This window comes from Sedimenticola selenatireducens (genome assembly GCF_963675335.2).
Classification (GTDB): Bacteria; Pseudomonadota; Gammaproteobacteria; order Chromatiales; family Chromatiaceae; genus Sedimenticola; species Sedimenticola selenatireducens.
This window is the reverse complement of record NZ_CAXXYC010000001.1, coordinates 413,471-436,691: the sequence shown is the minus strand read 5'-3', so window position 1 is coordinate 436,691 and position 23,221 is coordinate 413,471. Positions and strand designations below refer to the sequence as shown.

17 protein-coding genes are annotated in these 23,221 nt (G+C 55.3%); 5 read left to right on the top strand and 12 right to left on the bottom strand.

The window, feature by feature from the left end; genetic code table 11:
* Nucleotide 1: 1 nt before the first annotated feature.
* The 10 genes from ACHZBF_RS02070 to ACHZBF_RS02025 all read right to left on the bottom strand — a co-directional run bounded on the left by ACHZBF_RS02070 (nt 2) and on the right by ACHZBF_RS02025 (nt 14,451).
* Nucleotides 2-1,138 (bottom strand): branched-chain amino acid ABC transporter permease, encoded by a 1,137-nt coding sequence (locus ACHZBF_RS02070; RefSeq protein WP_335342936.1) that lies wholly within the window; start codon nt 1,136-1,138, stop codon nt 2-4.
* A 1-nt stretch (nt 1,139) separates the two neighbouring features.
* On the bottom strand, nt 1,140-2,156 hold the full coding sequence (locus ACHZBF_RS02065; protein WP_029133925.1) for a branched-chain amino acid ABC transporter permease: 1,017 nt from the start codon (nt 2,154-2,156) through the stop codon (nt 1,140-1,142).
* An 80-nt stretch (nt 2,157-2,236) separates the two neighbouring features.
* A complete protein-coding gene (locus ACHZBF_RS02060) occupies nt 2,237-3,592 on the bottom strand; it encodes a substrate-binding protein (protein WP_029133926.1) in 1,356 nt (451 codons plus the stop codon).
* 630 nt (nt 3,593-4,222) lie between these two features.
* Nucleotides 4,223-4,711: a hypothetical protein gene (locus ACHZBF_RS02055; RefSeq protein WP_051302333.1), complete on the bottom strand. Its 489-nt coding sequence runs from the start codon at nt 4,709-4,711 to the stop codon at nt 4,223-4,225.
* Between the two features lie 166 nt (nt 4,712-4,877).
* Nucleotides 4,878-5,456 (bottom strand): DUF302 domain-containing protein, encoded by a 579-nt coding sequence (locus tag ACHZBF_RS02050; protein WP_321527508.1) that lies wholly within the window; start codon nt 5,454-5,456, stop codon nt 4,878-4,880.
* A 78-nt stretch (nt 5,457-5,534) separates the two neighbouring features.
* Nucleotides 5,535-6,167 carry a nucleotide-binding protein gene (locus tag ACHZBF_RS02045; RefSeq protein ID WP_029133929.1) on the bottom strand — a complete coding sequence of 211 codons (633 nt, stop codon included), beginning with the start codon at nt 6,165-6,167 and terminating at the stop codon, nt 5,535-5,537.
* Nucleotides 6,168-7,204: 1,037 nt separating this feature from the next.
* Nucleotides 7,205-7,957, bottom strand: a complete 753-nt coding sequence (locus tag ACHZBF_RS02040) for a hypothetical protein (RefSeq protein WP_037375430.1) — start codon at nt 7,955-7,957, stop codon at nt 7,205-7,207.
* A 609-nt stretch (nt 7,958-8,566) separates the two neighbouring features.
* The gene (locus ACHZBF_RS02035; RefSeq protein WP_321527578.1) at nt 8,567-12,583 is read right to left on the bottom strand and encodes an efflux RND transporter permease subunit; all 4,017 of its coding nucleotides are present in this window, start codon (nt 12,581-12,583) and stop codon (nt 8,567-8,569) included.
* Nucleotides 12,584-12,661: 78 nt separating this feature from the next.
* Nucleotides 12,662-13,813 (bottom strand): efflux RND transporter periplasmic adaptor subunit, encoded by a 1,152-nt coding sequence (locus tag ACHZBF_RS02030; protein ID WP_029133933.1) that lies wholly within the window; start codon nt 13,811-13,813, stop codon nt 12,662-12,664.
* A gap of 242 nt (nt 13,814-14,055) precedes the next feature.
* Nucleotides 14,056-14,451 (bottom strand): SCP-2 sterol transfer family protein, encoded by a 396-nt coding sequence (locus tag ACHZBF_RS02025; protein WP_321527507.1) that lies wholly within the window; start codon nt 14,449-14,451, stop codon nt 14,056-14,058.
* 385 nt (nt 14,452-14,836) lie between these two features.
* On the opposite strand from ACHZBF_RS02025, the gene ACHZBF_RS02020 reads away from it, so the two are divergent.
* The gene (locus tag ACHZBF_RS02020; RefSeq protein WP_084610097.1) at nt 14,837-16,372 is read left to right on the top strand and encodes a dynamin family protein; all 1,536 of its coding nucleotides are present in this window, start codon (nt 14,837-14,839) and stop codon (nt 16,370-16,372) included.
* A 22-nt stretch (nt 16,373-16,394) separates the two neighbouring features.
* Complete coding sequence (locus ACHZBF_RS02015; protein WP_321527506.1) at nt 16,395-17,306, top strand: ROK family protein; 912 nt, start codon at nt 16,395-16,397, stop codon at nt 17,304-17,306.
* Between the two features lie 54 nt (nt 17,307-17,360).
* On the opposite strand, the gene ACHZBF_RS02010 is transcribed toward ACHZBF_RS02015, so the two are convergent.
* Nucleotides 17,361-18,524, bottom strand: a complete 1,164-nt coding sequence (locus ACHZBF_RS02010; protein WP_051302335.1) for a sensor domain-containing diguanylate cyclase — start codon at nt 18,522-18,524, stop codon at nt 17,361-17,363.
* Nucleotides 18,525-18,552: 28 nt separating this feature from the next.
* Entirely contained in the window at nt 18,553-19,419 is an 867-nt protein-coding gene (locus tag ACHZBF_RS02005) for an HDOD domain-containing protein (RefSeq protein ID WP_037375439.1), read from the bottom strand.
* A 167-nt stretch (nt 19,420-19,586) separates the two neighbouring features.
* Between ACHZBF_RS02005 and ACHZBF_RS02000 the strand changes: the two genes are divergently transcribed.
* The 3 genes from ACHZBF_RS02000 (at nt 19,587) to ACHZBF_RS01990 (ending at nt 23,132) form a co-directional block, all read left to right on the top strand.
* Nucleotides 19,587-20,261, top strand: a complete 675-nt coding sequence (locus tag ACHZBF_RS02000; protein WP_288107291.1) for an NUDIX hydrolase — start codon at nt 19,587-19,589, stop codon at nt 20,259-20,261.
* Nucleotides 20,262-20,286: 25 nt separating this feature from the next.
* Complete coding sequence (gene nadA, locus ACHZBF_RS01995) at nt 20,287-21,339, top strand: quinolinate synthase NadA (RefSeq protein ID WP_321527505.1); 1,053 nt, start codon at nt 20,287-20,289, stop codon at nt 21,337-21,339.
* Nucleotides 21,340-21,497: 158 nt separating this feature from the next.
* Nucleotides 21,498-23,132, top strand: coding sequence for a methyl-accepting chemotaxis protein (locus tag ACHZBF_RS01990; RefSeq protein WP_029133938.1), 1,635 nt, complete (start codon nt 21,498-21,500; stop codon nt 23,130-23,132).
* Nucleotides 23,133-23,221 lie beyond the last annotated feature (89 nt).

Below are 23,221 nucleotides of genomic sequence, written 5' to 3'. Positions count from 1 at the left end.
ATCACTCCTTCTCTGCCGACAGGGCAACATCTTTGTCCCCGGACGATTGGAAAATACCTTTCACATAAGCGGACGCACGACGAATGCCCTCGACCACTCCGCCCGGCAGGAAGATCACCACTATCATGAACAGCAGTCCAAGGGTCAGATGCCAGCCCTCTCCAACAAACTCACCGGTGATGGCTACCACAATGTTTTCCAACCAGTCTGGAAGGAAAGCAAAAATCTCGTGTAGCCGACCATCATTCATGGCGGAGAAGATATTTTCAAAGTACTTGATAATACCGGCACCAAACAGAGGACCGAACAGGGTACCGGCACCACCCAGTATGGTCATCAACACAACCTCACCTGATGCGGTCCACTGCATGCGCTCCGCTCCAGCCAGTGGATCGGTGACAGCCATCAACGAGCCCGCAAGACCGGCATACATACCGGAGATGACAAAAGCAGTGAGCAGATAGGGTCGGGTATTGAAGCCGGTGTATTTCATCCGGGTCTGATTAGACTTGATCGCCAGCAATTTCAATCCAAACGGGGAGCGGAAGATCCTCAACGATATGAAAAAACCAAGAATCAACATCACCGCACAGAAATAGAATCCGTTGTACCCACTCATCTCGATACCGAACAGCTGAGTCGACGGCAATCCCTGACCGGCGGGACCGTCCAGCACTCGTGGATCATCCATAGTCAGCTGTAGACCGGTTTCACCATTGGTCAGCGGCGTCAGCACTGAGTACGCCAGGTTATAGGACATCTGGGCGAAGGCCAGCGTCAGGATGGAAAAATAGATACCTGAGCGTCTCAGACTCAAATATCCGATGACAACCGCAAATACACCAGCCAGCAGGATGGAAAAAATCACTGCCGGCAACACATTCATGGTTAACAGCTTGAATGACCAGACCGCCGTATAGGAACCGACCCCGAGGAACACAGCATGTCCAAACGACAGGTAGCCGGTCAGTCCGAACAATAGATTAAAGCCAATGGCAAAAATTCCAAATATTGCGAATTTCTGCATCAGGTCGGGATAGCCGGCACCGACGGGAGTAAGCCACAGGGGCGCGGTCAGGACAGCCACGGTGAATATGGCCATAATAACCCAGTCATTCTTTAGCAATGGCATATTCATATCAATCCTCCATCACGCCTTTGCGTCCCATCAGACCGCGTGGTCTGACCAGGATGATAACTACCGCGACCAGATAGATAATGATCTGGTCAATACCCGGAATGATGGCTTTAACTTCATTCATGGAGGCAAACGATTGCAGAATGCCGAGCAGAAACCCGGCCGCTACAGCACCACCCAGCGACCCCATGCCGCCGACAACCACCACCACAAAGGAGAGCACCAGAAAGTCCATTCCCATGTGATAGTCAGGTGGCAGGATCGGAGCGTACATAACGCCCGCCAGACCGGCCACGACCGCCGCTATACCGAATACAATGGTAAATCTGTGTTCAACATTGATACCGAGCAGTCCTACCGTCTCGCGATCATGCATACCCGCGCGCACCACCATGCCGAAAGTGGTGAACTGCAGAAAAGCGAACACGGCAAAAATGATAATGCCGGAGAACAACAGGTAGATCAGCCGCCACCAGGGGTAAACCACTGACTCTCCCAGTCCCAGCAGGACGCCAATCGGGGCACTGCCGGAGAATATTTCAGGTGCTGGAGAGGGAATCGGATTGGCACCAAAGAAGGACTTCACGATCTCCTGGAGTACAATTGCCAGACCGAAGGTCACCAGAATCTGTTCAGCATGGGGCCGCTTGTAAAAATGCTTGATAAGCCCACGCTCCATCACCAGCCCGATGAGCAGCATGACCGGAATGGCCAAAAGGATCGATATGGGTACCGACCAGTCAATTATCGTTGTACCGAAATCACCAAACCAGATCTCCAGGTAAGGCTGCTCCTTGTAGGCATCAAAGAAGGTAATGCTTTCATCCTTTACCTTCATGGAAATCGTCAATATTTTTTCTAAGGTAATCGCGCAAAACGCACCCAGCATGAACAGGGCACCGTGGGCAAAGTTCACCACGCCAAGCGTTCCGAACACGAGCGTAAGGCCGAGGGCAATCAGCGCGTAGGCACCGCCCTTGTCAAGGCCATTTAAGATCTGAAGAAAGATCGCATCCATTACTGTCTACACACCAGTGAAAATGAAAGAATAACAAGAGCCGGCTGCCCAGAGGCAGCCGGCTTACAGGCTAGAGTGGATCAGACCTCGTAAGGACCGAGTTCGCCGCCGAAGATTTTCGCGTCGTACTCCACCTCTGAGCGTGGCACGATCTTCTGAACTTGCAGCAGGTCAAACTGGGAAGTTGGATTCTGATTACCGCGAACGACCAGTACATCCTTAAAGCACTGGTGGTCTTCTGCACGGTATTCAGTCGGGCCGTTACCCATGCCATCAAACTTGAAACCTTCCAGTGTCTTGATGACTTCGGGTGGGTAGAAGGTACCTGCCTGTTCAACTGCGTTGGCATACAACAGGGCCTGTACATAACAGGTGTGCGCAGCCATTGAGGGTGGGAAGCCGTACTCCTGGCCAAAGGACTTCACAAAGGCTTTGGAACCTTCATCCTGCAGCGACCAGTTCCAGTTGGTGGTACCCAGGATTCCCTTGATGTTCTCACCGGCACCCTGTGCCATCAGACGTGAGAACAGCGGCACCACGATTTCGAAGTTCTTACCATTGACCTGCTTGTCACGCAGACCAAATTGAACCGCCTGGGTCAGGGAGTTGATCATATCCTTACCGTAATGGTTAAGGATCAGCACATCCGCACCGGAGTTCAGCACCGGCGTGATGTACTGGGAGAAGTCGCCGGCACCCACCGGGGTCTTAACCGCGGCGGTAGTCTGCCAACCCAGTGCTTCCGTGGTGTTCTTGATTGACTCTTCCTGGGTCCAGCCCCAGGTGTAGTCCGCGGTCAGGTGATAGGCCTTACGATCGGTACCCATCTCTTCCTTCAATACAGGACCCAGTGCCTTACCGGACATATAAGCGTTGAAGAAATGACGGAAGCCATACCGACGCTTGTCCTTACCCGTGGTATCGTTGGAGTGAGTCAGGCCAGCCATGAAGATGACTCCCATCTCCTGACACAGCCCCTGCACCGCAACAGCCACGCCGGAGGATGAACCGCCGGTAATCATCACCACACCATCTTTCTCGATCATGCGTTTGGCGGAAGCGCGGGCCGCATCAGATTTGGTCTGGGTATCGCCCGTTACATACTCAAGTTTTTTACCCAGGATGCCATTGCCTTTCAGAGTAAGCGGTTTCATGGTGTTCAGCATACCGCCGTCACCTTCACCATTGATGTGCTTGACAGCCAGTTTATAGGCACGTAACTCGTCAGCACCCTCATCCGCATACGCGCCGGTCTGAGGGACGTTGAAGCCGAATTTCACGGAACCGGCATTACCCGGATTATTGCGAAAATCTTTTGCCGCCCAGGCATCCTTGACAAAGAACATGGGCATGTTGGCCGCGGTCAGTGCTGCCGCACCCACCTTGATAAAACCACGACGGGAAAGTTCGCTGGTCTTAGACTTATCATCACTCATTACTATTTTTCCTCTCTCCATTTCGGGCTGAATGCCCGATTATTGTGCACGTACATAAGGTGCTGAATGGCCCCAGTGCGTTTTCGCGATATTGGCTGAGTGCCGGGGTAACGCCGCCGAATTCGATTAAGTACAACCCATCATCTTCAACTGGCGAAACAGTGCAATGAACAGCCAAATGATTAATGAACAAGATGGCTCTCCAGTTCTTTTCTTATGTTTGCTTAAGCAGTTAAAGCGCGCTGCCTTCTGCCGAAACAATATCGGCGCAGGCAATTGCCCGCCGACTAAAGGAGCATTGAGCAAGTTTCATGCCGACATAAACAGACTGGAGAATCAAGGACCTAAGATGAGCCACTGAGGAGCTGTGTTACCAAAGCACACAGGCATCGGTAACATCTTGTGTGTAGATTCGTAACGACTAAACACAAAAAGCTGAGCAAGATCACACGAACAGGCCGACTTATGTCACAGAGTTGGAGCAAGAAGCAGCCGCGCATCGCATGTGAAACAGCAACCCGGGGCAAACGATCAAACTTTATAGTTAACCTGGCGAACGGCCAATACGGCTGGTGCCCGGTCCGTCCGAGACAGGTGCATAAACCCCGCCACCCATACGGTCAGCATCTGTCACCAGGGCATAAAACTGTTCATGAAGGTCATCGGGCGGGAGACACTGTGATTTAACCGGGACATATCCTGCCGCATGATATAAGTGGAGAGGGTCATCGACTGTATGGAGCGATCCATTGATCCGATAGTTTCCAGCATCGGCTCAAGCGTGCTGACCTTATCGTTTATTTCGGACATATATCCAGACATGGTTCGAATATTGGCTGTCATATTGCCCATGTTATCCGACACTGACTGCATATTGCTGGCTAACACCGTCATATTGGAATCAACACTAACAGCCAGGTAGTGAACATCCTTGGCCAGACTATAGACCAGAAAAAAACCGTAGGCAGCGAGAATGATAAAAGCGAACAGGGACGGGTAGACAATCAACTCCCAGCGTCGGGCGCTGGTTTCAAACGCTTCCGAAAGGCGGTCCATCGAGTACGCCTGTCCCTGTTCCGGAACCTGCCCCTGATCCACATGTTCTTTTTCCTGGACCATCTATTCCACCCTCAAGGCCGCGTCCATATATATGTAATTAATTTATTTCTAATATTTGCAATCTCTAATATATGTTATCACAGAACGCTTTTAGGGATAGCCGTTTTTTACTTATAAAGATTATACGGCGATTTATACTAATTGAATTCTTAACGGGAAAACTCGATCAGAAATCCCCAATCGAACCGCGCCGCATGATCTCGAGAATAACCTTTTTCACATGCACCGCCTCCTCTTTAAGCGCGGGAGGCAACGGCTCACCGCCATGGATCATAAGATCCATATTCAGGGCATACAGCCAAAGCTGCCCCTGCTTGTCCTCAACCATGGTAATTCGGCATGGCAGATAGGCGGAAAATGCGTCGCTGTAGTCAAGCATCCGTGCGGCGGTAAGGGAGTTACAGAACATATAGATTTTAACAAAACGATACGACTCACCACTTTTCGCTTCGACATCCTTATACAATGGAAGCTCTCCAACATTGGAGATATTGAGTTCATTGGCGACCGTCTTCATTGATTGCTCAACATCCTCCGGTGTCAGCCCTTCCTCTACCGGCACTTTCCAGACCGTGGCCTCGGCGGCATTTCGCGTCTTAACTATATTCTCGATCAGTTCCTGGTATACCTGCACGGCACCAGGATCAAACCCATCCAATACAACCCGGGTTTGCACCACGGCCACGCCGCCGGCAATCACCGCGAGAAGACCGATCAAAGCGAACACATTCCTGATTACACGCATAAGTTACCCCTCGCCCCTACCAATGCCGACCCTGTTCTTAACCACTGACTTCCTGGCGGCATGCTCAGCCCACACTAGCTATTTCACCACCCCTGGATAAAGTTTGGCACAGAGAGCATTCAACTCTTTGCTACCTTTACCCCGCGGATTTAACTCAAATACCGCAAGCCCTTCACTGAATGAGCGGCGGAAAATGGTCCTTTGCGACAACCGCGGCTTGATAAATTTCATACCAGGTAGCGATACCAGCGCCGCGGCGGCTTCATCGGTTTCGCGCACGGCATGGTGAGTATCGCCACGATTGATAAAACCGATAATCTCCGGGGCATTCCCTTCAGTGGTGGAATTTACAAACTGTATGAAGCGCTGCGTTGACCAGATGTCCGCCTGGGAAGGCGGAACAGGTACCAGTATGCGATCAGCCAGCCGGATGGCACGCTTCATCATCTCGATATCCGCAGTACCGATATCGATCAACACCTCATCAGCACCATTCAGTTTGTCATCATCCAGCTGTTTTTTCCCTTTCACGGAGATGCGTGGTCGATAACCCTCCTCATCCCGAACTTCCGCAACATCTCTTAAAGTAGCCTGGGGATCAAGATCGATAACCTGTACGTCCGCCTCCGCCATTGCCAGCCAGACGGCAAGATTGAATGTTACCGTGCTTTTCCCTGAACCACCCTTCAGACTACCCACGACAGTGATCATGCCTACGCCCTTGCTCTAAATCAGATATCGAGAACCCATACAGCGCCCTTTCAAAACTAGTACGCCGTCCGGGAAAACTGTTTCGCTGTGTTGTGCCAGGCCAACACCTCTCCCTTGCGAATGGGCCTGTCCGGCATTTGCCAGGCCTGATAGGACCATACGGGCGTTCTGCCTAATCCGTGGTTAGGCGGACCCTGCCGAAAACGATAGTCCGGCGAATATCCCGGAGCGGCAGGATAACCTGGCGTAGGGTAGCCCTGATACGCCACTGACCTTGGCATGGGCCGGAAACGGAAATCCGGTTGCCCACCCGGCGACCTTGAATAAGGCTGATAACGGCCTGCAAATTGCCCTTGCACTGTGCGTGGCCCCGGCACCGGATACCGGTTTGATTGTCGATAGGGATAGGCCGTACCGGGCATCGGCAAAACGGCACGCCTGGGCGTTGCCCAGGACGGTTGGCGATAGTACACCGGAGCCATCGGCGGATAGGGCCGTTGTGCCCGAAATTGCACCGGGCGTGGATACCCCCATGTATTAACCGGGGGACGGGAGGGATAACGGTAAGCCATTCGGGGCATTGGCTGAACGCCATAACCCCCCGTCGGTGGCGGATAACCGGCCCAGCGCGGCGGCGCTCCACGATAGCCATAAGGCGGGAATCGGGGAGGTGGCATAGGCGCAGCAATGGGTCGATAACTGACTGGTATCGGCCAGTTGGCGGCATGGCGTCGTACCGGTGCATAGTGCGGCGGCACATTTACGGGATGGGGATACCGCGCCATTGGCCGAACCGGTTGAACCCTATACTGGGGTCTGAAACTGGCGACCCCCCGTGACGGCGACGCCGGTACATAGCTGGGCAACATCTGCTGAGGCAGTCCCGCGGGGCCCGCAACTACGCCGCCCCCCATCGAGAGAAGCGCCAAACCGAACACCGCTGACAATATCTTTCCGAATCTGATCTTCATTGTTTTACCCCATGATCATCTGATCATTCAGTATGCTCACCCGCAACAACCGACCTGCTATCATTTTTAACGCTGCTGTTGAGGGACGATTTTCTTGAACTGTTCGGGCACCTGGAACAGGCCAGGGTCCTGGGGGGCGATTGTGATATTGCGCAGCTCACGGATATAGCCCCCCGGGCTCTCCTCCTTGATGGCCAGATTGAGCTGCGGATCAAACCAGCGTGTCGAACGCTGAACCGGCTGATCGCCCTCGGTTATGGTCATTTCCCACTTCTCAACTGTCCGCCCGTGGAGCTGTTCCACCTCCAGCATACGCTGCTCCATTACAGGACCTCCCGCGATCTCCTGCCGCAACAGGATTGAACGCTGTTTACCGATCCACTGCGTACTCTGCACAGCCCCCCCTGGTGAGGGCATCGTCACCTGCCATTTGGTGGCCATCCGACCCTGTATGCTCTCATCACCCAGTTTCTTGCACTGTGACCCCGGCAGACCCTCACAGGGGCTACCCTTCTCAGCCATCGGCTGCGCGGTCTCCACGCGATATTCTATATAGCTGCGCTGCCGGGGATAGAGCACCCAGGTTACCTGATTTTCGGTATCTATAATATTTACAACCGGTTGGCCATTTTGCTGCGTTTCACTGCGCACCAGGCTTTTCCCGACAAAAATGTGTCCCACCCGCTGATTCTTCTGCGGATCAGTTTGAACGGTATCAGCGGAAAACTCTACTGCAGCCGGGGAAGCCGCTTCGCCATGATGCATGCCCACAAACAGTAGCGAGAGACCAAACATCATAATTTGACCGCGTATTGACATCTATACCTCCAAAGCGCCCAGGCAAATTCATCCTTGGCGCAACTGCCTACCCTCACTATCTCCCGGCTGACCTGCAAATGTGCGGGTTTGTTATTTCTGTATCCAATGCTTCGCCAGGAAACCTTTAATACTCCCAATACCGGTGCCCTTATGGACGAAAGCGATAACCTGGATTCGTCCATCCCGGCGGAGCTGCCTGATGAACAGAAAAACCCGGCCCCGGTTGCGCGCTGTAAGGGGGGCGCTTCTCGTGCGCTGTCGACTTACGTTCTCGACGATCAGGTCTGAATCTCAGTTCCGGCTGCTGGTCCTGCCTCGGTGACATGATATAGCGCCCCTTTCCGGCTCCCACCTTCCCGCGATATGGATATCCCGGTTGCGCAAATGCAGGGACACCGGATATGGTCCTGGGCAAGTAATAACCGGTTTCACCAGAATACCTGCCACCTTGCTTACCCGCGGATGGGTTTTCCGTTGTCCCCGTTAACGGACGAAACTTCCCGTAAAACTGCCCGAATCCTTCAGCCAATGCCATTTGTGGAAGCATCAGAGTACAAATGATGCCGGTGCTCAACATTCGCTTGAAAGTGTCCGACACACCCATCTGGATCACTCGATACCGCTCTCGTTATCAAGCTTCAGCCGAATCCCGCGCCGGCCACTTTTTCGACCGGAGTCAGGTTGCGAACCGGGATGATTGTCCCTTGCCGGAGCCGGCTTTTCGGTCGTCTCAACGGTACTCCGGGCTGTCGGTTTGGTCGTGACCGCTTTTTTTACTACCTTTTTCTTTGCCACGCTCTTTTTCCTGGTCACAGCCTTTTTTACCGGCGCTCTCCTTTTCCTGGCTACCGTTTTCTTGGCGACGGGCTTGGCCACTCCCTGCCCATCATGAGGCAACTCCTCCTGAACGCTTTTTACTCCCCCGGTATCCGGTGCTTCGGTTTTAACTGCCAGTTGATCAGCTTCATCCGGCATCTGTTGACGCCGGGAAACAACGGAAGATTCATCAGCACTCCCATGACGTGAGTCTTCAGGGACGACCGGTGACACCTGGGTCGCGGTAGCGCCTTCAGCCACGGACTGCTCCCCGGAGATGGACTCCTCCGTCTCCTTGGCTGATATGCCGGCAGCAGCAGGTGATGGAGCTGTTTTCTGTCGGGGAATCAACTGTCCCAGAAGGAGAAAAATTCCACGGACCGCATAAAAAAGCATCAGCATCAGAGTGGCGATCTTGCCCCACAGCAGCAACAGAAACGACTGCCGAGGAACAGCTGGCTTTACATCCGCTACCGGCGGTTCAGCGTCTTCCGGCAGCGGTGGATTACCATCGTCATAACCGGCGGCCGCCACCTCGCAAAGTGATGCACTGGCCTTCATACAACCGAGTGGAATCACTATCAAGGTCAACAGGGTGGAGACCATGACGCCCGAGGCCAGTGAGATGGCCATGCCCTGAAATATGGGGTCGGTGAAGATCACGCTGGAGCCGCACACCAGGGCCAGCGCCGTGATCATGATAGGCCGGGTACGGGTGGTACAGGCGCGCACTACCGCCTGCTCCACCGGCACACCGCGCTGGATTTCATGAATGGAAAAATCCACCAGCAGGATCGAGTTACGCACGATGATACCGGCCAGGGCGATCCAGCCGATCATGGAGGTGGCGGTAAATTCCGCCCCCATGATGGCGTGCATTGGAATGATGCCGAGAAGAGTCAGCGGAATCGGTGCCATGATCAGGGCCGGGATGCGGAAATTACCGAATTCCCACACCACCAGGATATAGATCAGCACCAGCGCCACCATGAACGCCGCCCCCATGTCGCGGAAAGTCTCAAAGGTAACCGTCCACTCACCGGTCCACTCGATACTGGAGCTGCTGTCATCCCCGGGCGGCTTGAACCAGAAGGTGTCGACTTTTACGCCATCCGGGGCAACATAATTAGCCTCCAGCAGGTCCTGCACCTGAAACATGCCGTACACCGGTGCCGCAAGTTCACCGCCCACATCGGCCACCACGTATTCAACCGGACGCAGATCCTTGTGATAGATAATCGGCTCTTCCTGCATCATCTCAAAGGCACCCAACTCACGCAGTGGCAGGGTGACGCCACTGGTGGACTGGATCGGCAGGTCACCCAGACGATTGATCTGGGAGCGCTCGGCCAGCGGCACCTGAATCAGGATATTAATCGGCTCATGCCCCGCCTTCTGTTTCACATCGCCCAACCGCATCCCGCCGAGCGCCATGGAGAGATTGCGGTTGATGGTATCCACCGAGACACCGCGTCTTACCGCCTTCTCGGTGTCAACTTTAAACAGCCAGTACTCATAGCTGCCGCGCAGGTAGTTGTCCACGTCGACCAGGCTCTCCGCCTGTTCAAAGATACCGGTCAGATCCTCCGCCAGCTGCCGCCGTACCTCCGGTGTCGGTCCATGCACCTCGGCCACTACCGACTGCAACACCGGCGGGCCGGGTGGCATCTCCACCACGGCAAACTTGGCCCCCGACTCCTGGGTAATCTCTCCGACCAGTTCCCGTGCCGCAACCGCCAGTTCATGACTGCTGCGCTCCCGTTTGCTCTTGTGCAGCAACTGCACCTGTACTTCCGCCTGCCACGGATCCTGGCGCAGGTAGTAGTGTCGCACCATGCCATTGAAATCAAACGGCCGTGCCGTACCGACATATACCTGCAGGGCCGTCACTTCCGGCATCTGGCGCAGACGCTCGGCAATTTGGTGGGCCAGGTTGGCGGTCACCGGCAAGGCTGTGCCCTCCGGCATGTCCAACACCACCGAAAACTCAGGTTTGTTATCCAGGGGCAGCATCTTCACTGCCACCCACTTGGTATAGAACATGGAGCAGGCAAAGAAAAACGAACCCCACAGCACCACCCGAAAGATGATGCGCTTGTTGCGTGAACGAATCAGCGGGGTGAGGATTTTTTCGTAAAAGCGCGCCAGTCGCTCCGTCCCCACCTTCTCCCGCTCTTCAGCCACTTCCAGATAGGTCATGCTGGGCCGCAGCCAGCGGGAAATAGCCAGCCAGGGAGTAAACACAAAAGCGGCAAACAGGGAGATCAGCATGGCGGCCGAACCGAGGGCCGGAATTGGCTCCATGTAGGGTCCCATCATGCCGGTCACAAAACCCATTGGCAGCAGTGCTGCGATCACGGTGAAGGTTGCCAGTATGGTGGGATTGCCCACTTCCCGTACCGCGTCCACGGCGGTATAGGCGTCGGTCGAACCGGTTTCGAGCCAGCGCCGATAGATGTTCTCCACCACCACGATCGCGTCATCCACCAGGATACCGATGGAGAAGATCAGGGCGAACAGGCTGACCCGGTCGATGGTGTAACCGGTCACCCAGGCGTAGAAGATGGTCATCAACAGCACCACCGGGATCACCAGCACCACAACAATGGCCGGACGCAGGGCACGGAACGCAAACAGCACCAGCAGGAACACAAAACCGGTGGCGACGAACAGCTTGAAGATCAGTTCATTGACCTTGTCCTCTGCCGTCTCACCGTAGTTGCGCGTAACACTGACACCAACGTTGGATGGAATGCGCAGCCCCTTCAGATGCTCCACCCGATCGAGAATGGCGCTGGCCACGGTAACCCCGTTAACGCCCGGCTTTTTTGCCACCGCGATGGTGACGGCGGGAATGCCGCTGGCCGGCTGTTCATGGTCACCGGCCGGGCCTGTGTAGTAGGCCACCAGCTGTTTGGCATCCTCTGGCCCCTGCACCACGCGAGCCACATCATGTACATAGACGGGGACGTCGTTGTGGGTGCCGATCACCAGTCGGCTGATATCGTCGGTGGTCTTGAGGAAGGCGCCGGTCATCACCGTGAAACGGGTGTTGCCGGACTCCACCCCGCCCGCCTGCTGTTCGCTGTTGGAGGTCTGGATGCGGTTGGCCACCTGGTCCAGGCTGATGCCATAGCCGGAGAGTCGCTCCGGCGACACTTCGATGGTGACCTGCTCGGCACGCCCGCCCACGACGAAACCGTTACCGGTATCCGGGATCTCCTTGATGCTTTGCAACACATCATGGGCCAGCATGCGCAGCTGGCCGTCATCCACATCCGGGATACCGTTTTTGTCCAGGTCTTTGGACCAGAGGGTGATATTCACCACTGGCACATCGTCAATACCCTTTGCCTTGACCAGAGGTGGCGACACGCCGGGCGGGATCTTGTCCATGTTCGAGTCGAGCTTGTCGTTCACCTTGACCAGTGACGGACCCATCTGCTCGCCCACATCAAATTCGATGGTGACCATACCCATGCCCCGTTGTGAGGCGGAGTAGACATGCTTGACGCCATCGATCTCGCTCATGATCCGCTCCAGCGGCTCGATGGCGAGATTGGAAACCTGGTCAGCGGAGGCACCGGTATACTGGACAAAAATATCCACCATCGGCACCGAGATCTGCGGATCCTCCTGCCGGGGCGTCATCATCAGGCCCAGCAGACCCATCAGCATCATGGAGATAAAGAACAGCGGTGAGAGCGGTGAGTTGATGAAGAATCTCGCGGTACGCCCGGCAAGCCCCAATTGCTCATCGGTCAGTTGCGCGTTGTTCAGCTCATCTTTATTTGCATCTTCCTGATTCATCATTTTCACACTTGGTAGCAGCTGTATGACAGGAGTGAGTATCGGTCACTGGAATAGCCGAAAGGCCAGGTGCGTGTTTCAGCGCTTGTCAGCCGGGCTGACCCACCCCGAAGCGACACCATTCGCGGGATTTCGCAATATACGCTCCCCCGAACTCAACCCGGAAAGCACACTGACATAGCCGTTATCCAGACTTTCGCCGACGCGAATCAGACGCAGCTCCGGCCGCCCGCCCTTGCCTTCGACATACACGCCCGGCAGACTGCCGTTGTAACGTATGGAGGAAGCAGGGATGACGGGATGATTGCGAGCAGGCGCTGTAAGGTCCGGCACCCTGACCTTGACATACATGCCGGGCGCGGAGACCCCCTGTGGCAGATCGAACTTCACCTTGACGGTATGACGCTGTGAATCAGCGGTTGGGAAGATTTGCGCCACCCGCACCGGCACCACCTGTCCGGTGACATCCAGTTCCGCCTGCAGCATCATCTGCTCATACAGACCTGGGCGCAGTCTGGCCGGCACATCCACCATGATCTGCAGATACTCCACATCGGCATAAACCAGCAGTGGCTGGCCCGGCTGCATGGTATCGCCAACCTCAACATACTTTTTCAGGATGACGCCATCGAACGGTGCAAGACTGATGGCATCGCGCAACTTGGCATCGATAGCCTGAATCTGGGACTGGGCGGACAGGATGGCATTCTGAGCCTGGGTGATCTGCACCCCGGAGGCGTAGAGATCGGCCCGCCGCTCTACATTCTGGTTGCGGTTGCCGGCCATGCCCTCCATGGGACGCGTGAACATCTGATCAAACAGATTTGGCAACCCCATGCCACCCATTGCCTGTTTCGACTGTGGTGACCAGAGCTCGCGGTTGTATTGCACCCCGGCGGCGCGCAGTTGCGCATCCGCATTGGCCAGCTGGGCCAGGGCCGCATTGCGCTTGGCCAGTAGCTCAGTGTCATCCAGCGCAACCAGCAGCGTTCCCTTCTCGAAAGTATCGCCCTCTATACCGGCAAGGTGTTTCACCCGGCCGGGAAGCTGGGCCGACAGGGTCACCTCCTTATAAGGTATCACCGTCCCGCCCAGCGAGACGGTTGAAGCACCTTGTGCCTGTTGAACGACGAAATACTCGCCACTCTCCTGAGCGAAACCCGGTTGGGGCAGAACTGCCGCGACAGCCAGGGCCGTCGCCAGCGCAATCGCATGGACCTGTATTTCCATTGTTATAGTTATCCCGCTGATTAAGGACTGCTATTGATATACCACCCCGGTGACTTTACCACGACCGGCAAAGCTCGGGGTACTTTCGAATACTCAGACGCCTTATTCAGAAAAACGCCTAAAACTGATAGAGCCTTACCGCAACAAACAGGCCCCTTGGTTCATTCAGAACCAGGAGGCCATAAATTTTTGTTGCTTGTTTTCAATCAGGAAGGCCAAATCAGCCCGCCCGAACGATGACATCAGGCCTTACCCATGACAGAAAAGCTTTTAATAAAGGGACCGGCCATACGTGGGTCCTTCAACATGGAGGCATAATCACCCACCTTGAATTTCATCTTGCCGGAGGTAAATGCCACCCCAAGCCCCATCATGCCAGGCGGTTTGCCAATCCATTTCTTCCACTGCGCCTCACTACACCGGATATCCCAGTTCAGAGACTCCCCACTGTAGGCTCCAGCGGCTACAGCCTTGCCATTTTCGACGGTAATCACTCCCCGTGGCTGATCTTCCCCTTCAAATCCATAACCGATCACACTGCTAAAACCGATCTGGGCAAGGGCACCAACCAAGTCAGACTCCGCATTCCACTGCGTCATAAAACTCTGCATCCACTCCTCAGAAAATAGTTCAGCCATCTCCACGCTCCCTTATTATCAATATTCCAGGATACGCCGCCAGATGGAAATCAGCAGGGCAACAACCGGCGACAAAAGTGTATTAAGTATCTCTTATATACTCATATAGTGCAATAGTCCCTGACAAAACCAGGATAATTACTTTTACTATAAGTATTTGGGCAAATACGTTTTTTTGTTTTTTTGAGCGGTTACCGGCCTAGCCGAACTGCAACCCACTCTTCCCGCTAATGCACGGGTTTTCGCTAGAATCCACATTGACAGACTACCACCTGTCGTCCCGTCGCGTTAGTATGGCTTATAGACAAATCCGGGGTAATAGTGATCTGAAGCAAACAAAGTCAGCGGTCGGGCAAACAACCCTTCCCTACAGCAGGAGTAGTTCATGAACACGGCAGGAAGACTCATCGAAGGACGCCTGAAACATCTTGAGACGCACCTTGAGCAAGAGAATCCGGTACTGCTGAAGACAGTGCAGAGTTTCAAGAAACTGGACCGGATTGCCTACAGAACCGGCTTGCTGGAGACCGATGACTCCTACGCCACCCAAATACCCTGGTGGCCGCTGATCTCGGTTCTTGGCACCTTCTCATCCGGCAAATCCACCTTTATCAACCACTATCTCGACTACAAACTCCAGCGCACCGGCAATCAGGCCGTCGATGACAAGTTTACGGTCACCTGTTACAGCCGGGAAAAAACCGCTCACGCCCTGCCGGGAGTGGCACTGGACTCGGACCCACGTTTCCCCTTCTACCAGATGAGCGAGGATATCGAGCGGGTCGCCAAGGGCGAAGGTGACCGTATTGACTCCTACCTGCAGTTAAAGACCTGCCCCAGCGAACGGTTGCGCGGCAAGATTCTGATCGACTCTCCGGGATTCGACGCCGATGCCCAGCGCACATCCACACTGCGCATTACCGATCACATAATCGATCTTTCTGATCTGGTACTGGTGTTCTTTGATGCCCGCCATCCCGAACCGGGGGCGATGCAGGACACACTTGATCATCTGGTAAGCAATACCATCAGCCGCAATGACGCGGGAAAGTTCCTGTATATACTCAACCAGATCGATTCCGCCGCACGGGAAGACAACCCCGAAGAGGTGGTGGCGGCCTGGCAACGGGCGCTGGGGGAACGCGGGCTGACCGCCGGCCGTTTCTATACTATCTACAATCCGGAAGCCGCCGTGCCGATTGACGACGACAACCTGCGGCAGCGTTTTGAGCGTAAAAGGGATGCTGATCTGGAGGAGATCCACAATCGCATGCATGAGGTGGAGATCGAACGCGCCTATCGTATCGTCGGCGTACTGGAACGTACGGCCCGGGATATTGAGGAACGCGCCATCCCTGCCATCAAGGACGCCGTAGCCCGTTGGAAACGACGTGTACTCTGGGGTGATGCACTGGCGTTCGGCCTCCTGTTGCTCAGCCTGTTCGCCATCACCCTGAAACAGGGTTATTGGCAGGGGTTTCGTTTCGAGCCGCCCTGGCTGGAGTCTCTAACTACCAGTCCGGCGCTGCAAATCGGGATTTCCGGCGGTGCTTTGGCCGTGGTACTGGGCCTGCATTTCCTGATTCGCTCCCTGGCTGCCCGCAGCCTGTTGCGGCAACTGAGAAGACAAGGAGACAAGCTGGCGATCAGAGGCAATCTGGCCAACGCCTTCCTGCGTAACACCAAACCCTGGCGCAGCATTTTCAGCAGTTCCCCGGCGGGCTGGGGGCGTAGCGCCAGAAAGCGGCTGACCCAGGTCAAGGAGGATGCCGACAATTATGTCCAGACCCTCAACGACCGTTTCACCAATCCGTCCGGGGATGCTTCGGTTCACCTGGAAAACCAACCCATGCTTGCCGACACTGATGCCGTCCCGGATGAAGAGGCTGAATTGAGCCCTGCCTCCACCGGCCGCGGTTAGCCACCGCGCGGCCGATGCAGTCATGCGTATTGGAGTTGATCTCGGGGGTACAAAAATAGAGGCGATCGCCCTGGATGACCGGGGCAATAGCCTGACCCGACAACGCATTCCGACACCGACCGGTGATTACCACGCCACCCTCGATGCCGTTGCCACGCTGATCGGCCGCATCGAACAGCTGACCGGCATGCACGGCAGCGTCGGCATCGGCACGCCCGGATCACCCTCACCCGCCACGGGACTGATCAGAAACGCCAACTCGACCTGCCTCAATGGACAGCCCTTGCAACAGAATTTCGAGCGACTGCTGAACCGCCCCGTTCGACTGGCCAATGATGCAGACTGTTTCGCCCTCTCGGAATCGATCGACGGTGCAGGACAAGGATTTCACTCGGTATTCGGCGTTATCATCGGCACCGGCGTCGGAGCCGGCATCGTCATCAACGGAAGCCTGATCCCGCATGCCAACCGTATTGCGGGAGAATGGGGACACAATCCACTCCCCTGGCCCAGTGCCACGGAGTCACCCGGTGAGGCTTGTTACTGCGGCAAAAAAGGCTGTATTGAAACCTTCCTGTCGGGTGCGGGGTTACATCTCGATTACCGCCGGGAGACCGGGCTCGAGATATCTGGGCCGGAACTGTCAAAACGACTGGAACAACAGGAGCAAGCCGCAGAACGGGTCATGGCACGTTACGAGAATCGCTTGGCACGCAGTCTCGCCACGGTTATCAACCTGCTGGATCCGGAAGTGATCGTCCTCGGCGGTGGCTTATCCAACCTCGTACGACTCTATGAACGGATACCGCGAATCTGGGCGGAATACATTTTCTCCGACGTGGTGCGCACCCGCCTGCTGCCACCCCGGCACGGTGATTCAAGCGGAGTCCGCGGTGCCGCCTGGCTGTGGCCTGAGGGCGAGGATCAACACTGACGCAAGCCACGCCTATTCACGGCTGCATGATCGTCCATCTACTTGACCAACGGGCTACAATTCAAGAGCGGGTGAATAGAAGCGGCGTTGACCACCCCCCTCCCGCTTGCAACACTCAACGGCGCAATCAGCCTGGTGATAAAGCAGATCCAGATGATCCTGCAACTCCATGTCGCCGAGCTCGCACAAGGTTGTCATGCCGATGCTTGCCGTGAGATCCACCGTCTCATCCTGGTGCAGTAAATCCAGGTTACTGACCGCCTCCTGAATGCGCTCAGCCATGCTTTCCATCCCCGCCGGCAAAGTGTGGGGCAACATCAGCACAAACTCACCATCACCCAGGCGGGCCACCAGATCGCCTGTTCGCGCCTCTTGTTGCAGCGTCCCGGCAATCCGGCAGATGGCCTGATCCCCGACCAGATGCCCCCACTTGTCATTAATGCTTTTCAGCTGATCCACCTCGATCAGCATCAGCCCCACCGGGTGGTCATAGCGCACTGCTCTCGCGAGCATCGCTTGACCCTCGACAAAAAAATGGTGCCGGCTACACAGTCCGGTCAACTCATCGGTGACCGAGAGTTCCTGGTGCAGGATGCGCAATTTCTCGGACTCCTCCAGCGACTGGGCTAATGCATGCGTACGTGAAGCGACTTGGTCTTCAAGCCGGTTGACCAGGCGGTGCAAATGCAACAATCGGCCGAGAAAATTAGCGAACAGCATGAAAAAATGCTGGTGCCAGGTCTGAAAAAACTCCGGCTGATGATGTGAAACATTGAGCACACCCAGCACCTCGTCATCCGAAACAATGGGAGCGGATATCAGGGAGCCGTCACCATAGAACAGGGTCGTCCTGGAAAACGGCTTAAAACGCGAATCAGTCTTACAGTTCCGACAATACTGAATCTGGCCGCTCTGCAGGGCCAGCCCCATGATTCCCTCGCCGGCAGTAAACCGCATACCTTCAGTATCGGCAGATGGATCATCCGTGCCCCGTCGACTAAAGGTATTCACACCCCCCCCGACCGTACATCTCAGCACATCCCCCTCAAGCAGAAAGATCGAGCACTGCTCAAGATCCTGATATTCGATAAGCGCTTCCAGCGCCTGATCCAGAAATTGCTGCTCGGAAACACCCTCTATCGGCATCCGTGAAAGCAACCGGATAGCCGAGAGTGAATCCACCAGTGAAAAGAAATGATCCTGCTGGCCAAATATCACATCGATGTCTCTTGGTTGATTTGATTACTCATGCAAGCTGTCTCGCGACCAGTTCCAGGTCATCCAGCTGGCCGAGAAACGTCTCCTCTATCCGCAGAATCCGCTGCCGCTCAAGCCCGTCAATACGATTCAACCAACGGCACTCGCTCAGTGCATACGCCTCGCCTGCACGAACAGCGCTCATCCGTTCGACCGCACAATTCAACAAATCCACTTCCGTCTGGTAGGTCCCCGAATAGTCGCCATCCCCCAGTTGTCCCATCATGGCCACAATCGCCGCAGGCAGATGCCAGCGTTCGGCCAGCCAGGCGCCCGCTTCCCGATGATCAATACCGAGCCGCTCTCTTTCAATATCAAGCAGCCTTTCCGCCGGTTCCTGTACCGCTCTGCTCAGAGCGCCGGCATAAGCTTCACCGAGAACATGCGCCAACAACAGAGCGCCCAGATTATGGAACAGGCCTCCAAGGTATAGCGCCGCCGGATCCGGACGCCGTGCCAGCGGGACCATCACGGCAAGTGAACGAACCAGTTGCCCGCATGCCAGGGCTTTATACCAGTATCCCGGAAGATCAAAAACCGGGCACTTTTCCAGATTGAAGGCCCCAGCAACACTGATACCCAGGGCAAGGCTTTTGACCATATTCAAGCCCAGGACACGGATAATGGCCTCCTCCACGCTATAAACAGGCGAAGGCTGGGCAAAATAGGCCGAGTTTGCCAAACCCACGATACGCGCGGCGAGTCCCGGATCCATCTCTATAATCGCGGCCAGCGCTTTCAGGTCGATTTCGTCGTCGGAGATGGCTTCAAGCAGTTTAGCCGCCGTGGTCGAGAGTGGCGGCAAATGTTTGACCTGAAGTATTTCACGCACGGCACTCTCTCTATCCGCTTGCATCACACAAATCTTCCCGTTTTTATTCGTCATTATGTTAGCGGGATTTCGCTGGTTTTCTTTAACAGCCAATAGATTATCCACATCACATCAAACCCGACCGGACAGATGACTTGACATGTTGCACTGCAATGATCAATATATAGTGTATTATTAACACTTAGTCGCCGATGGCCGTGCCGTATCAGTACAAATACCCCCACCCTGCAGTGACCACCGATGTGGCGGTATTCACCCTGCGTAATCAGCAACTGCAACTACTTTTGATACGCCGGGCACAAGAGCCGTACATGGGCCAGTGGGCGCTACCCGGAGGCTTTCTCGAAATCGATGAAGACCTGGACAGTTGCGCCAAACGGGAACTGAAGGAGGAGACGGGTGTTGCCGATCTCTACATGGAACAGCTCTACACTTTTGGGCGTCCCGACCGCGATCCAAGGGAGCGGGTTATCAGTGTTACCTATTACGCCCTGGTGCCGACCGATAAACTCACCCTGTCCGCCGGGAGTGACGCAGCGGAGACGGCCTGGTTTCCATTGCAGGAGCTTCCGGAACTGGCTTTTGACCATGAAGAGATCATTCTGCTGGCCCGTGAACGGCTGGCGGCCAAGACACACTATTCCACCATTGCCTTTCAGCTCATGCCGGAAACCTTCACCTTGAGCGAACTGCAATCGGTCTATGAAATTCTGCGTGACGAGAAACTCGACAAACGGAATTTTCGTAAATGGGTTCTGGCACTCAAACAACTGGAAGAGACCGGCGGAAAACGCAGAAACGGCAATCACCGACCCGCTAAAATCTACCGGCTGACCAACCCCGATCGTGTCGATATCGTACGCTGAGCCGGCAAAACACAGAGAGAAAACCATGACACAGACATCCAGTCCTGTAGAAATTCAACAACATCCCGTCATTGTCCCTCCCCATCCCCAATGGCCAACCCTCAGTGTGGATGAGAAACGGGTGATCAAGGAACGTATCAAGACACTGTTGAAGGCGCGCAATGCGGTACTGGTAGCGCATTACTACACCGATGGCGACCTGCAGGAACTGGCCGAGGAGACCGGTGGCTGTGTATCCGACTCGCTGGAAATGGCCCGCTTTGGTGCACAACAGGAAGCGACCACCCTGGTGGTCTGTGGCGTTCGGTTCATGGGAGAGACCGCCAAGATCCTCAATCCGGAAAAACGGATTCTGATGCCCGACCTGAATGCAACCTGCTCCCTTGACGAAGGCTGCCCGGCCGATGAATTCAGCGCCTTCTGTGATCAGTATCCCGACCACACGGTGGTGGTGTATGCCAATACCAGCGCCAAAGTCAAAGCCCGCTCGGACTGGGTCGTAACCTCCGGGATTGCGCTGCCGATTGTCAAGCACCTCGCGAGCCGTGGGGAAAAGATCATCTGGGCTCCGGACAAACATCTCGGCCATTACGTACAGAAGATGACCGGCGCCGACATGCTGTTCTGGAACGGCGCCTGCGTGGTCCACGAGGAGTTTAAATCCGTGGCACTGGAACGGGTTCGGCGCCTGCACCCGGACGCCGCTGTTCTGGTTCACCCTGAATCCCCCGAGGCGGTGATAGAACAGGCCGATGTGGTGGGCTCGACCACCGCTTTGATCAAGGCGGTAGTGGAGATGGGTAACAGCGAGTTTATCGTCGCTACCGATGGCGGCATCTTCCACAAAATGAAACAGCTGGCGCCCAACAAAAAACTGATCGAAGCCCCTACTGCCGGGGAGGGTGCCACCTGCGAGAGCTGCGCCCACTGCCCCTGGATGGGGATGAACGCGCTACAGAATCTGCTGGAAGTACTCGAGAATGAAAGTAACGAAATCCTGATCGACCCGGCCACCAGAGAACTGGCGGTCAAACCCATTCAGCGCATGCTCGATTTCGCCCAAAACCAGGAAAAATAGGAGGCCGGCAGAGATTTTTGTTGCAGCGTGTCATTTTTTGTTCAAGTTCCTCTTCTGGTGGTCGCCACATAACCGGGACCAGTAGCAGCAGTATCCCAAGGTCACTAATTTTTACAGCGGCAGAATGGGGACTTCTGGCACTGTTACGAGGAACTCCCATGAATATCTTACGCCGCCTGAATATCACCCACCGACTCTGGACATTGATAACCCTGGCTATTTTCGGCATTGCCATGATTACGGCATTCTCCCTCCTGCAGTTCAAATCCAGTCTGCTGCATGAGAAAGAGTTACAGACCCGGAAGCTGACCGAGATTGCCTACAGCATCATTGCCGATTTCCATGCGCAAGCCAGCAAAGGCGAATTAGACGAGCAGACCGCACAGAAGAGTGCCCTCGCCAGCGTCAGATCCCTGCGCTACGAAGACGGCAACTATTTCTGGGTCATTGATATGGATGCGGTCACCCTGATGCATCCCATCAAACCTTCGCTTGAAGGCAAGGATCTGGCCGGATTGAAGGATGCAAATGGCACAGCCATTTTTGTCGCCTTCGTCAACAAGGCAAAAGAGAGCGGCGAAGGGATGGTGCCTTATCTCTGGCCAAAACCCGGCAGTGAGAGTCCTGTGCGGAAGGTATCCTATATCAAGGGTTTCAAGCCTTGGGGCTGGATCGTCGGCACCGGCATCTATATCGATGACGTGGATAGCGTTTTCTGGAACAACGCCACCACACTGTCTCTCGGCACCGGCGTCGTGCTGCTGATCCTGATTACCGTATCGCTTATTATCGCACGCAGTATCTGTACCCCACTCCAATTGACCACACAGGCAATGCACAACATTGCGGCCGGGGACGGTGATCTCACCCAGCGGCTGGACAGCAGCGGCAATGATGAAGTGGCAAGACTGGCCGGTGCATTTAATGAATTTGCCATCAAGGTACAAAACACGATTGCCCAGGTCAGCACCGCCACCAACCAGATCGCCACTTCCGCCGATGAACTTACGGCCATCACCGCACAAAGCCACGAAGGCATGGACCAGCAACGAAACGAAACCCATCAGGTGGCCACCGCTGTAACCGAGATGGCTGCCACGGTTCATGAAATTGCTCAAAATGCCGAAAATACCGCCAGTTCCGCCCGCGAGGCAAATACGGAAGCGAACGCCGGAAGAACCGTCGTGGACGAAGCGTCCCATGCAATTAATCAACTGGCCAGCGAAGTCGAAAAAGCCTCCAGTGTTATCAACCGTCTGGAAACAGAGAGCGGAGCGATCGGCAGTGTGCTGGATGTAATCCGTGGTATCGCGGAACAGACCAACCTGCTGGCGCTGAATGCGGCCATTGAGGCCGCACGCGCGGGTGAACAGGGTCGCGGGTTTGCCGTGGTAGCGGATGAGGTGCGCACCCTGGCAAGTCGGACACAACAGTCCACCCAGGAGATTCAGGAGATGATCGAACGCCTGCAGTCCGGCACCAACGAGGCTGTTCAGGTCATGGAACGGAGCCAGTCCACAACTCAGATTACCGTCGACAAGGCACGTGCTGCAGCTGATTCACTCAACAAGATCGTGCAATCTGTAGCCACGATCTCGGACATGAACACGCAGATTGCCAGCGCGGCAGAAGAGCAGTCCGCAGTCGCCAGGGAGATCGACCGCAGTATTGTACAGATATCGCAACTGGCCGAGCAGGCGACCGGAAGCACTGATAAGGTGGCAACCGCCAGCCAGGCGCTTGCGAGACTGGGCGAAGACCTACAGATTCAGGTCAGCCAGTTCAAGGTCTGAACCCACCATACCCAAGTTCGGAACAGCTAACGACAGAGGGCGCCCTGGGCGCCCTCTGTTTATGGTCGGGTAAGCGGAGCAAACCCCGC

Bases quoted from the DNA above. Each gene is read 5' to 3' on its own strand.
- ACHZBF_RS02070 (WP_335342936.1), bottom strand. From the start codon at position 1,138: ATGAATATGCCATTGCTAAAGAATGACTGGGTTATTATGGCCATATTC.
- ACHZBF_RS02065 (WP_029133925.1), bottom strand. From the start codon at position 2,156: ATGGATGCGATCTTTCTTCAGATCTTAAATGGCCTTGACAAGGGCGGT.
- ACHZBF_RS02060 (WP_029133926.1), bottom strand. From the start codon at position 3,592: ATGAGTGATGATAAGTCTAAGACCAGCGAACTTTCCCGTCGTGGTTTT.
- ACHZBF_RS02055 (WP_051302333.1), bottom strand. From the start codon at position 4,711: ATGGTCCAGGAAAAAGAACATGTGGATCAGGGGCAGGTTCCGGAACAG.
- ACHZBF_RS02050 (WP_321527508.1), bottom strand. From the start codon at position 5,456: ATGCGTGTAATCAGGAATGTGTTCGCTTTGATCGGTCTTCTCGCGGTG.
- ACHZBF_RS02045 (WP_029133929.1), bottom strand. From the start codon at position 6,167: ATGATCACTGTCGTGGGTAGTCTGAAGGGTGGTTCAGGGAAAAGCACG.
- ACHZBF_RS02040 (WP_037375430.1), bottom strand. From the start codon at position 7,957: ATGTCAATACGCGGTCAAATTATGATGTTTGGTCTCTCGCTACTGTTT.
- ACHZBF_RS02035 (WP_321527578.1), bottom strand. From the start codon at position 12,583: ATGAATCAGGAAGATGCAAATAAAGATGAGCTGAACAACGCGCAACTG.
- ACHZBF_RS02030 (WP_029133933.1), bottom strand. From the start codon at position 13,813: ATGGAAATACAGGTCCATGCGATTGCGCTGGCGACGGCCCTGGCTGTC.
- ACHZBF_RS02025 (WP_321527507.1), bottom strand. From the start codon at position 14,451: ATGGCTGAACTATTTTCTGAGGAGTGGATGCAGAGTTTTATGACGCAG.
- ACHZBF_RS02020 (WP_084610097.1), top strand. From the start codon at position 14,837: ATGAACACGGCAGGAAGACTCATCGAAGGACGCCTGAAACATCTTGAG.
- ACHZBF_RS02015 (WP_321527506.1), top strand. From the start codon at position 16,395: ATGCGTATTGGAGTTGATCTCGGGGGTACAAAAATAGAGGCGATCGCC.
- ACHZBF_RS02005 (WP_037375439.1), bottom strand. From the start codon at position 19,419: ATGCAAGCGGATAGAGAGAGTGCCGTGCGTGAAATACTTCAGGTCAAA.
- ACHZBF_RS02000 (WP_288107291.1), top strand. From the start codon at position 19,587: ATGGCCGTGCCGTATCAGTACAAATACCCCCACCCTGCAGTGACCACC.
- nadA (WP_321527505.1), top strand. From the start codon at position 20,287: ATGACACAGACATCCAGTCCTGTAGAAATTCAACAACATCCCGTCATT.
- ACHZBF_RS01990 (WP_029133938.1), top strand. From the start codon at position 21,498: ATGAATATCTTACGCCGCCTGAATATCACCCACCGACTCTGGACATTG.